The sequence below is a fragment of the Demequina salsinemoris genome, from assembly GCF_000974805.1.
Classification (GTDB): Bacteria; Actinomycetota; Actinomycetes; order Actinomycetales; family Demequinaceae; genus Demequina; species Demequina salsinemoris.
Window position 1 is genome coordinate 35,389 of the sequence record NZ_BBQZ01000009.1, and the last position, 8,821, is coordinate 44,209.

The following is an 8,821-nucleotide window of genomic DNA, read 5'->3' on the forward strand; positions in this document are numbered from 1 at the left end:
ATCACCCTCGTGGAGAGTCATTCGTCGCCTTCGACCTCGATGAGCCGCTCCGACCCAGTCGTGAAGAACCAGGCCAGGTAGTCGTCAGGCTCCAGTTCGCTGTCCCGCATCATCGAGAAGACCTCGGCGCCGTGACCCGGCATCTCCGCGAGTCGATACGACTGCGCGAGGCCAAGGTACTCAACATGGCACTCGTCGGTGTCGAGGTCGTCGACATACTCGCGAGCCTCCTCGTTGGCCAACTCGATCGCAGCCTCGGCGGATTCAGCGCGCCATAGTGTGACGCGCTCCTCATATGTGGGCGTCCGCCCCTCCCACGGGAAGCGGAAGATGCACCGCACGCCGAACCATTCCATGCGCCGAGCATATGGCCGTGCGGACGCACGACCGCCGATCACCCGCCAGAGACTGCCGGCGAGGTCGCCGTCACGCTCCCGTCAGACGACGAGACCACCAGCTCGAACTCGGGCTCCGATCCGGGCGGAAGGGTCATCTCGAGCGTGTGCCCCGTGACATCGGCCTGCGACGGCAGATCGATGGTCCACCACGCGCCCGTGCTGCTCGTACCTTCCTCGGACATGACGTCGGGCAAGGTGCCAGGGCGGCCGTCCGCCAGCTCGACGACCCATCCCTCGTCCCACATGCCAGACCCCTCGACGCCGGTCTCGCACTGCTCGGCGCTGAAGCCGAGGGAGGTGACCACGTCCGAATCCCCGAAGTCCACGGACGACGACACCTCGATCGTCACGGGACCCGACGCCTCAGCGTCGACCCGATCCCACGGACCGACGGCGTATCCGTCCTCGGTGGTCCAGTAGGCCGTGACGGCGAGGCGGTAAAGGTCGCCCTCGTCGGAGCTTTCGACCAGGTACGCCCGCATGCACACATCCACCCAACCGGATCGCCCGGTCGTCAGCAGGAGCAGCGGGGACGAGCTCGGCGACTCGCTCCACGAGCCGCTCCCGCATGACCACGCCACCTCCTCACCCCCGTCGGAGACGACGGCGGCCGCCTCCGCATCGGCGGGCGCCTCCTCGGCCGGCGGGATCGCGGCCGCCTCGGCACGCGCGTAGAACCACGCTCCGCCCAGGACCAGCAGCGCACCCACGGACGCCCCTACGACCTTCACACTCGTCGACACCTTGCCCCCATCACACCCCGCCCCCCCGGCGGGTCCACCGGGATCCTATCGCGACACTTGGTGACCCCTAGGCAGGTGGCGCTCAATGCACGCCGCCGGATTTCACGCCGTGAGGCGTCAGGCATCAGGCGTCAGGCATCAGGCGTCAGGCGTCAGGCGTCAGGCATCAGGCATCAGGCATCAGGCGTCAGGCGTCAGGCGTCAGGCGTCAGGCGTCAGGCGTCAGGCGAGGATGACACGCCCGAGCGCGAAGCCAGTGACGTGGGCGATGAAGACGCGATACCAGTCGATCGCGAAGCTGTGGTCGCCTGCGGCGATCTGGACGTCGCGCAGGTACAGCGAGGTAGGCACCGTGTCGGCGCGCTCTTCGAACTCGATCATGCCCTCGGTGGGGTCATGCGCGAGGTCTCCCGCGAGCGCGGCGAGCGTCTCGACGCCGACGTCCCCGGCGTGGCCGCCGTCGTTGTAGCGGCCCCAGTAGTCACGAGCGGACACGAGCTCACCGGTGATGACGAGGCCGCCGGTGCTGAGCGTCAGTCCGACGCCGGACACCGTGGAGACGTTGGTCGCCTTCGCGAGTCCCTCGAGCGAGAGGGGCGAGAGTTCGGTGGGCATGGCGGTACCTCCTGAGAGCAGTTGCTCGGAGGCTAACACCAGGGACGATGCCGTGGCACGGTCGCGTGGAACACCCGACAGACGCTCACATCGCGTGCTTCACTGCCGATGGATCGGCCGCACGTGTCGACCCTTGTCGGCCGGGCGCGCCAGACCTTGTCGACCGAACGCGTCGGACCTTGTCGACCGAACGCGTCAGACCTTGATGTCCCGCATCTCGACGACCTTGAGCACCGCACCCGTGCGGCTGACGCGCTCGCCGCGCGCGACCACGTCCATGCCAAGGCGCTCGTAGAGTGCGATGTTCCGCTCCTCCTCCGCGCGCACGGTGCAGGACAGGCCATCGAGGCCCCCCGCGCGCGCCGTCTCGCGCAGCGCCCCGACCAGGAACGATGCGACGCCCCGTCCACGGGCCTCGGGCACCACGCCCAAGCGCCCGAAGTAGCGCGTGCCGTCGCCCGCATCGTGGTGCTTGACGCTCGCGACCGCGGCGCCGTCGATCCTCGCCACGGCCACCTGGACTCCGGAGCTGATCTCCTTGGTGAGCGTGCGAGCGTTCTCGAGCATCGCTCCCGAGGTCTGACCCTTGGCGGCGTACTCATGGAAGGCACGATGCATGACGTCGATCGCCTCGACTGCGCTCTCGGGCGCGATACTGAGCTCGACTTCGATCTGAGGGGCGTCGATCTGAAGGGTGTCGATCTGAGGGGTGTCGATCACGGCGCCGCCGTTCTTGCTTGCACTCACGAGGTGCCACGATAACCCCGGGCGCTTAGGACTTTGCGCCACCGGAGGAAAACCGCTGGCAGAGAACCCCTTCGGGCCGAAATGTCAGGCTCCGGCGGCGAGCATCACCGCAAGGCAGGCCATCACGGCTGCGATGATGCCGTCGAGCACGCGCCACGCGCCCGGACGGGACAGCGGACCCGAGAGCAGCCGAGCCCCGTATCCGAGCGTCAGGAACCACACCACGGAGCCCGTGGCCGCACCCGCCGCGAAGATCCAGCGGAGGTCGCCATACGTCGAGGCGACCGTGCCCATGAACAGCACGGTGTCGAGGTACACGTGCGGGTTGAGCCACGTCACGGCGAGGACCGCGAGAAGCGTGGCCCTGGCCGTCGTGCCGCTCCGACGAACCTCGGCGACCCTCGGCGTCGCACCCGGTGCGATCGGAGACCCCGGAACCACTGGAAACCCCGGAACCACTGGAGCTGACGCCACAGGCGCCGTGACCACCGGCGCCGCCGCGATCGAGGCGGCCATCGCATCGTCCTGGCCCCGCCCACCGAGGCCCATCTCGCCGAGGCCCAGCCCACCGGGCCCGCTCGCGCCGTCCGCACCGTCCTGCTCGAACTCCTGAGACTCAGCGCCGCCCGACCCGACGTCGAGACCCGCGCCGGGCCGCCAGGCGCGTCGCGCGGCGACGAGGGCGTAGCCCAGCAGGAAGGTCGCGCCGCCCCACCGCGCGACGGCGACGAGCCACGGAACACCCACGACCGCTGCGCCGACGCCCGAGACGCCGACCGCGATGAGGAGCGCGTCGGACACGGCGCAGACGGCGACGACCATGAGCACGTGCTCGCGCCGCAGCCCCTGGCGCAGGACGAACACGTTCTGCGCGCCGATCGCGATGATCAGCGAAAGGGAGAAGCCGAGGCCAGCGAGGTAGGTCATGAGGCGACCGTAACCACCGAACCAAAGAAGCACCACTAAAGATTCCTTGCCTTCCATTAGCCTGACTTATATGCAGATCCCGGCCGACCTCGCCCAGACCCTCGCAACCGCCGTCGAGGAGGGTTCGCTCGAGGGCGCGGCGCGCGCACTGCACCTCACCCAACCGGCCGTCAGCCAGCGGCTGCGCACGCTCGAGCGCCTCACCGGCCAGGTCCTGCTCGTGCGCTCGCGCCCCGTCCGCGCGACGCCTGCCGGCGAGATCGTGCTGCGCTACGCGAAGCAGGTCGCACGACTCGATGCAGAGACCTCCGACCTGCTGGGCCTCTCCACGGCCGGAACCCCATCGCTGTCGATCGGCGTCAACGCCGACTCGCTCGCCACGTGGTTCCTCCCTCCCCTGGCTCGGCTGACGGATCGGCTCGGGGTGGTGTTCGATCTGCATCGGGACGACGAAGGGCGCACGGCCGATCTGCTCGCGAACGGCACCGTCGCCGCGGCGGTGACGACCCAGCGCGACCCTGTACCCGGTTGCACGTCGACACGACTTGGCACGATCGCCTACCGCGCGGTCGCGTCGGAGGGCTTCGCGCGCCGCTGGTTCCCCGCCGGGGTCACTCGGGAGGCTCTCGCGGTCGCGCCGCTCGTGGACGTGGATCGGGAGGACCGCCTGCAGACCCGCTACCTCGAGGTCATGGGTGTGGACGCGGCGCTCCCGCCGCGCCATCGCATCCCGACCACCCCCGACTTCGGGCGCGCGATCGAGATGGGCATGGCGTGGGGGCTCATGCCGCAGGTCCAGCGGGACGCCTCGACGGGCATCGTGGACCTTGGCGGACCCGACGTCACCGTCGACCTGTACTGGCAGCAGTGGCGCGTGCACTCGACGCTGCTCGACGAGGTCGCCGCGGAGATCGCGGCCGAGGCCGCGCGCCAGCTCTAGACCCGCAGGACCCAGCCCCACCAGCTCAGCGGCACGCCGGCGCAGAGTCTCGCCTGCTCAGTCTCCCAGCCATGCCCCCGTAATGTTCAACCTCCCGCGGCCCTCAACCCTGCGCGGCAGCGAGCGCGTCGCGGAACACCCCTTCATCGGACGCCGAGAACACCGTGAGGATCACCTCTCTCACCGGCGTCTCCCCTGACAGACAGGCTTGCACCTCGCGCACGGCGATCGGTGCCGCGAGCGTCACGGGGAAGCCGTAGACGCCGGTGCTGATCGCCGGGAACGCCACGGTCTCGAGGCCATGCGCGGCCGCGAGCGCGAGCGACTCGCGGTAGCACGACGCGAGCAGGTCAAGCTCACCCCGATCGCCGCCGCGCCAGACGGGGCCGACTGTGTGGATCACATGCTTCGCCGGAAGCCGGTAGGCGCCCGTGATCCGCGCCTCGCCCGTCGGGCACCCGCCGAGGGCCCGACACTCGGCGAGCAGCTCGGGCCCGGCGGCGCGATGGATCGCACCGTCGACTCCCCCTCCGCCGAGGAGCGACTCGTTGGCGGCGTTGACGATCGCGTCGACGGCGAGCGTCGTGATGTCGGCGCGCACGACGCGGATCGCGCCCGCCGCATCGTCCATGGACGATGCTCGCGTCACCGTGGCGCCTCGACCATCAGTCGTCGGCGGGCGGGTCGTCCTCGCCGCCCGGCGGCATGTGCTCATGGTGCGGCCGGCGGACGAGCATCGTGATCGCGGCGGCGAGACCGCCCCAGATGACGACCATCGACAGCAGCATCAGCAGGAGAGACTCGCCGCTCATCGCCCGTCCTCCTCAGTGCGGGCCCCGGGGCCAGCGTCGTGCCCGTCGCCCGGGTCGACCTCGTAGATGGCGGGGTCGAACTCCTCGGTCACGGGAGCGCCGACCTCGGCGGGCAGGCGCAGCTGCTCGCGGCTCGGCCAGATATGGGGATGCTCGAGGTCGTCACGCCACGCGAAGCGCGGCATCACGAGCCCCATCGCGACGAGGAAGGCGATGGTCCCCCACCCGAACACGACGAGGTACCAGGTCGGATACCCCTCGTAGCCGTCCTTGACGAGCGAGATCGCCTTCGTGACGAACATGTACACGAGCAGCACCGCGACGGCGCTCACCAGGAGGTGCCAGTAGCGCCCGGGGCGCATCGGCGACACGGCGGCGAGGTGCCGTTCGAGCTCGGTGGCCCGCTTGCCGAACCACAGCGCGGCCGCGATCATGCCGACAGCCGCCGCGACGATGCCGAGCTGGTTGGACCACTGGTCGACGGTGTCGAGCAGGATCAGCCCGCTCGTGGTGCCGAAGCCCGCGACCGACAGGACCGCGGACACCACACCGAGCGACACGGCGCTCGTGCGCGGGTTCCAGCCGAACTTGTCCTGAAGCGCTGCCGACATCGTCTGCAGCAGCGAGATGAGCGACGTGAGGCCGGCGAGCACGAGCGACGCGAAGAACAGCGCGCCGAAGATCCACCCACCCGGCATCTGCGCGATCACCGCGGGGAAGGTGACGAAGGACAGCATCGGGCCGGCGATGCCCTCGAGCTCGGCGACGGTGGTCCCCTGGTCGTGCGCGAAGAACCCGAGCGCCGCGAAGACCGCGATGCCCGCGAGCAGCTCGAACGAGCTGTTGCCGAAGGCGACGACCAGCCCTGGTCCCGTGATGTTCGAGCGGCGCTTGCGGTAGGACGCGTAGGTGATCATCACGCCGTACGCGAGCGACAGCGAGAAGAAGATCTGCCCGTAGGCGGCGATCCATACGTTCGGATCGGACAGCGCGGAGAAGTCGGGTGTGAACAGCGCCTCCACGCCGTCCACCGCCCCCGGGAGCATGAGCGCGCGGATCACGAGGATGAGGAAGGTCGCCACCAGGAGCGGCATGCCGATGATGTTGAGCCGCTCGACGCCCTTGTGCAGGCCGAGCGCGAGCGTCCCGATCGCGATCCCCCAGACGATCACCAAGGGGATGACGACCCCGGGGACGAAGCTGACGCTCACCTCACCCGGCGTTCCGAGCTGCAGGTAGTCCTCAAGGAAGAAGCCCTGCGGATCGTCCGCGTAAGCGAGCGTGAAGCTGAAGTAGAAGTAGCTCAGCGCCCAGGCGATGACGGCCGTGTAGTACAGGCCGATCACGAAGTTGATCCCGATCTGGAACCAGCCGACTCCTTCGGCGTGGCGATGCACGCGATGCATCGACAGTGGAGCCGAGCCCCGGAAGCGGTGACCGATCGCGTTCTCGAGGAACAGGATCGGGATGCCGGCGGTCAGCAGGGCGATCAGGTAGGGGACGACGAAGGCGCCTCCGCCGTTCTCGTAGGCCACGGCGGGGAATCGCCAGATGTTGCCCAGACCCACGGCGGAGCCGACCGCGGCGAGGATGAAGGCCGTCTGGCCGCTCCAGTGCTCACGCTTCGCCTGTGGCGGCTCGACGGCTCCGCGCGCTCCCGCATCGGACATTCAGCCCTCCCCTGCCCATCGGCCGGCATTGCGACCGCTCGGACCAGCAACGATGCCTTCAACGGTAGCGGGCGGGATCGATTCTCGCGCCCGCTCGCGACGCGGGAACCAGGACGATGCGGCAGCCGATGCCGTTCGCCGCCCCCACAAATGGGGGCTACTTGGCGACACTCCGTGCCTCTAGCGTGGCAAGCGAGTCCCCCTCGACGATCGGGAAGGCGCTTCGATGCCGTACTACCGCCACGAGGCGTTCAGATTCTTCGTCGCCGCCGTCGCAACGTTGACCGGCGTGCTGATGCTCACGGTGACATTCGTGCCGTCGCTCGCAGGCATCGGCAGCACCCTGCTCATCGACCTCGCCGCGGCCTTCGCGATCGCGATCGCCGCGCTCGAGATCAGGCAGTGCCTGCGGGACCGCAGCACCTCGAAGAACCGCACCTCGCGAGACTGAAGCGGCGGAGTGCGCGTGGATCGGCTCAGGCTCCCGCGCGCGCCAGGCGTTGCTCGCCGTCGACGAGCAGCTGCGCGGTGACCTCGCCCGGGCCGCCGTGGAGGTGCTCGAACGCGGCGTTGTAGGAGGCAAGCCACGCGCTGGCGGCCCATGCGACCTCGCGCTCGTCGACGGTGAAGGCCCTGCCGCTCTCATCCTCGTACGCCGCGATGACGCGTTCCCCCGCGGCGACCCCGGCGATGCGTCCGCGGTCAGGGAGCGCGACGTGGTCGACGGCGAGCGTGCCGACGAGGACCGCCTCGGGCCGCGCCGCTACGGAGTCCCAGTCATGGACGATCGGGCGGTCCCCGACCCAGCGCACGTTAAGCCCGTTGAGGTCGGTGTGGCCGACGACGCTCGGCAGATTCGAGGCGAGCAGCCGCGTCCGTGCACGGCGAGCGATCTCGATGAGGGCGAGCGGGAGCTCGGACTCGATGCGGTGCGGGTCCCAGCGGTCCGACGCGGCGGGCGGCCACACGCGCGTGGCGTCCGTGTGGTCGTAGTGCAGCCAGGGCGGTGGTTCGAGACCGTCGGGGTCGAGCTCGCGCAGCGCTCCGATGAGTCGTGCGAGCAGACGCGCATACAGTCGCGACGCGTCCCCGGTCGGCTCGAGGCCCCCGTCGCCTCGCCACTCCTCCGCGGTGACGATGCCGAGATCCTCGCCCGGTGCCGTCGGCACCTCCTCGGGACCGGCCAGCAGGGCCGGGCAGTCGATGCCGGCAAGGGTCGCGGCGCGCTGTGCACGGGCTGCGGCAAGCACGTGCGCTCCCCCGCCCCGTCGCTTAAGCGCTACCCGTCGCCCATCGGCAAGCGTCACGCCCACGACGTCGGACATGGAGCGCGCCCCGAAGAACACCTCGCTCGGCGGCGACCCCAGCCGTGCGCGCACCCAGGCGGCGAGCGAATCGTCCAGGTCGGGACCGTCGGTCATGGGGCCACGCTAGCGCGATGACGCTGCCTGGGGGCCACGCGAATCTGGCGGCCCTGCCCCAGGGCCATGCGGTCCTTGCGACACTCGCCCAAGACCTCACCAACGTGTCGATCGCGAACGAGCCTGGGGTGGCGTTCGGGCGTTGGGTCCGGCCGGAGGCAGTCGTGGTGCCCGTCGCGCAGATGGATACGCCCGACAGGCACCCGCCTGCTGAGGCCAGGGCGCGCTGGGCGGCGTGGACCGGAGCCCCTGCCTAGGCCGCCCGCTCGGGCACGTGCCCATGCGAGGACCCCTCACGAGGCGTGGATCGATACCCGGACCGGGCCTTCGCCGCCACTCCAGGACCGGCCTCGGTCGCGGCCCTCTGCTCTGCTTCGGTCTCGAGTGCTGCGATGCCGCCGAGGATCGGGGTGCGGGCGGGGTCGATCGAGGGTGGCGGGATGAACCATACGCGCGGGCCGTCGACGCGGATGTCCCAGCCCTGGGCGTGGATGTCGTGGTGGCAGCGCGTGCACAGCATGACCCCGTTCGAGAGATCCGAACGTCCA

The 8,821-nt window shown here is 69.9% G+C and carries 12 protein-coding genes and 1 pseudogene; 3 read left to right on the forward strand and 10 right to left on the reverse strand.

What is annotated here, in order from left to right:
• Positions 1-17: 17 nt before the first annotated feature.
• The 5 genes from AOP78_RS14245 to AOP78_RS14265 form a co-directional block, all read right to left on the reverse strand.
• Positions 18-356, reverse strand: a complete 339-nt coding sequence (locus AOP78_RS14245) for a DUF4288 domain-containing protein (protein WP_062206234.1) — start codon at positions 354-356, stop codon at positions 18-20.
• A 38-nt stretch (positions 357-394) separates the two neighbouring features.
• The gene (locus tag AOP78_RS14250) at positions 395-1,108 is read right to left on the reverse strand and encodes a hypothetical protein (RefSeq protein ID WP_152659582.1); all 714 of its coding nucleotides are present in this window, start codon (positions 1,106-1,108) and stop codon (positions 395-397) included.
• Between the two features lie 255 nt (positions 1,109-1,363).
• On the reverse strand, positions 1,364-1,756 hold the full coding sequence (locus AOP78_RS15325) for a GvpU-like protein (RefSeq protein WP_062206239.1): 393 nt from the start codon (positions 1,754-1,756) through the stop codon (positions 1,364-1,366).
• 195 nt (positions 1,757-1,951) lie between these two features.
• Positions 1,952-2,503: a GNAT family N-acetyltransferase gene (locus AOP78_RS14260; protein ID WP_152659584.1), complete on the reverse strand. Its 552-nt coding sequence runs from the start codon at positions 2,501-2,503 to the stop codon at positions 1,952-1,954.
• Between the two features lie 84 nt (positions 2,504-2,587).
• On the reverse strand, positions 2,588-3,430 hold the full coding sequence (locus AOP78_RS14265; RefSeq protein ID WP_083980293.1) for a LysE/ArgO family amino acid transporter: 843 nt from the start codon (positions 3,428-3,430) through the stop codon (positions 2,588-2,590).
• 70 nt (positions 3,431-3,500) lie between these two features.
• On the opposite strand from AOP78_RS14265, the gene AOP78_RS14270 reads away from it, so the two are divergent.
• Positions 3,501-4,370 carry an ArgP/LysG family DNA-binding transcriptional regulator gene (locus tag AOP78_RS14270; RefSeq protein WP_062206249.1) on the forward strand — a complete coding sequence of 290 codons (870 nt, stop codon included), beginning with the start codon at positions 3,501-3,503 and terminating at the stop codon, positions 4,368-4,370.
• Positions 4,371-4,473: 103 nt separating this feature from the next.
• Here AOP78_RS14270 and AOP78_RS14275 read toward each other — a convergent pair whose 3' ends face one another.
• From AOP78_RS14275 to AOP78_RS14280, 3 genes are read right to left on the reverse strand one after another with little or no spacing between them, the layout of a single operon-like run.
• Complete coding sequence (locus AOP78_RS14275) at positions 4,474-5,001, reverse strand: O-acetyl-ADP-ribose deacetylase (RefSeq protein ID WP_062206251.1); 528 nt, start codon at positions 4,999-5,001, stop codon at positions 4,474-4,476.
• Positions 5,002-5,035: 34 nt separating this feature from the next.
• The gene (locus AOP78_RS14890) at positions 5,036-5,182 is read right to left on the reverse strand and encodes a methionine/alanine import family NSS transporter small subunit (protein ID WP_083980284.1); all 147 of its coding nucleotides are present in this window, start codon (positions 5,180-5,182) and stop codon (positions 5,036-5,038) included.
• Positions 5,179-6,852 (reverse strand): sodium-dependent transporter, encoded by a 1,674-nt coding sequence (locus AOP78_RS14280; protein WP_083980285.1) that lies wholly within the window; start codon positions 6,850-6,852, stop codon positions 5,179-5,181. Before AOP78_RS14280 ends, AOP78_RS14890 begins: the two co-directional genes overlap by 4 nt.
• Positions 6,853-7,078: 226 nt before the next feature.
• Here AOP78_RS14280 and AOP78_RS14285 point away from each other — a divergent pair, with 226 nt between their 5' ends.
• Positions 7,079-7,303, forward strand: a complete 225-nt coding sequence (locus tag AOP78_RS14285; RefSeq protein ID WP_062206254.1) for a hypothetical protein — start codon at positions 7,079-7,081, stop codon at positions 7,301-7,303.
• A 25-nt stretch (positions 7,304-7,328) separates the two neighbouring features.
• Here the strand turns inward: AOP78_RS14285 and AOP78_RS14290 are convergent, their stop codons facing one another.
• Positions 7,329-8,273: a protein kinase family protein gene (locus tag AOP78_RS14290; RefSeq protein WP_062206258.1), complete on the reverse strand. Its 945-nt coding sequence runs from the start codon at positions 8,271-8,273 to the stop codon at positions 7,329-7,331.
• Positions 8,274-8,290: 17 nt separating this feature from the next.
• On the opposite strand from AOP78_RS14290, the gene AOP78_RS14295 reads away from it, so the two are divergent.
• On the forward strand, positions 8,291-8,530 hold the full coding sequence (locus AOP78_RS14295; RefSeq protein ID WP_062206261.1) for a hypothetical protein: 240 nt from the start codon (positions 8,291-8,293) through the stop codon (positions 8,528-8,530).
• Here AOP78_RS14295 and AOP78_RS15330 read toward each other — a convergent pair.
• A pseudogene (locus AOP78_RS15330) lies at positions 8,527-8,821 on the reverse strand (hypothetical protein); the annotation flags it as partial. The gene AOP78_RS14295 and the pseudogene AOP78_RS15330 overlap by 4 nt on opposite strands.

Bases quoted from the DNA above. Each gene is read 5' to 3' on its own strand.
- AOP78_RS14265 (WP_083980293.1), bottom strand. From the start codon at position 3,430: ATGACCTACCTCGCTGGCCTCGGCTTCTCCCTTTCGCTGATCATCGCG.
- AOP78_RS14295 (WP_062206261.1), top strand. From the start codon at position 8,291: ATGACGCTGCCTGGGGGCCACGCGAATCTGGCGGCCCTGCCCCAGGGC.
- AOP78_RS14270 (WP_062206249.1), top strand. From the start codon at position 3,501: ATGCAGATCCCGGCCGACCTCGCCCAGACCCTCGCAACCGCCGTCGAG.
- AOP78_RS14275 (WP_062206251.1), bottom strand. From the start codon at position 5,001: ATGGACGATGCGGCGGGCGCGATCCGCGTCGTGCGCGCCGACATCACG.
- AOP78_RS15325 (WP_062206239.1), bottom strand. From the start codon at position 1,756: ATGCCCACCGAACTCTCGCCCCTCTCGCTCGAGGGACTCGCGAAGGCG.
- AOP78_RS14280 (WP_083980285.1), bottom strand. From the start codon at position 6,852: ATGTCCGATGCGGGAGCGCGCGGAGCCGTCGAGCCGCCACAGGCGAAG.
- AOP78_RS14285 (WP_062206254.1), top strand. From the start codon at position 7,079: ATGCCGTACTACCGCCACGAGGCGTTCAGATTCTTCGTCGCCGCCGTC.
- AOP78_RS14890 (WP_083980284.1), bottom strand. From the start codon at position 5,182: ATGAGCGGCGAGTCTCTCCTGCTGATGCTGCTGTCGATGGTCGTCATC.
- AOP78_RS14245 (WP_062206234.1), bottom strand. From the start codon at position 356: ATGGAATGGTTCGGCGTGCGGTGCATCTTCCGCTTCCCGTGGGAGGGG.
- AOP78_RS14290 (WP_062206258.1), bottom strand. From the start codon at position 8,273: ATGACCGACGGTCCCGACCTGGACGATTCGCTCGCCGCCTGGGTGCGC.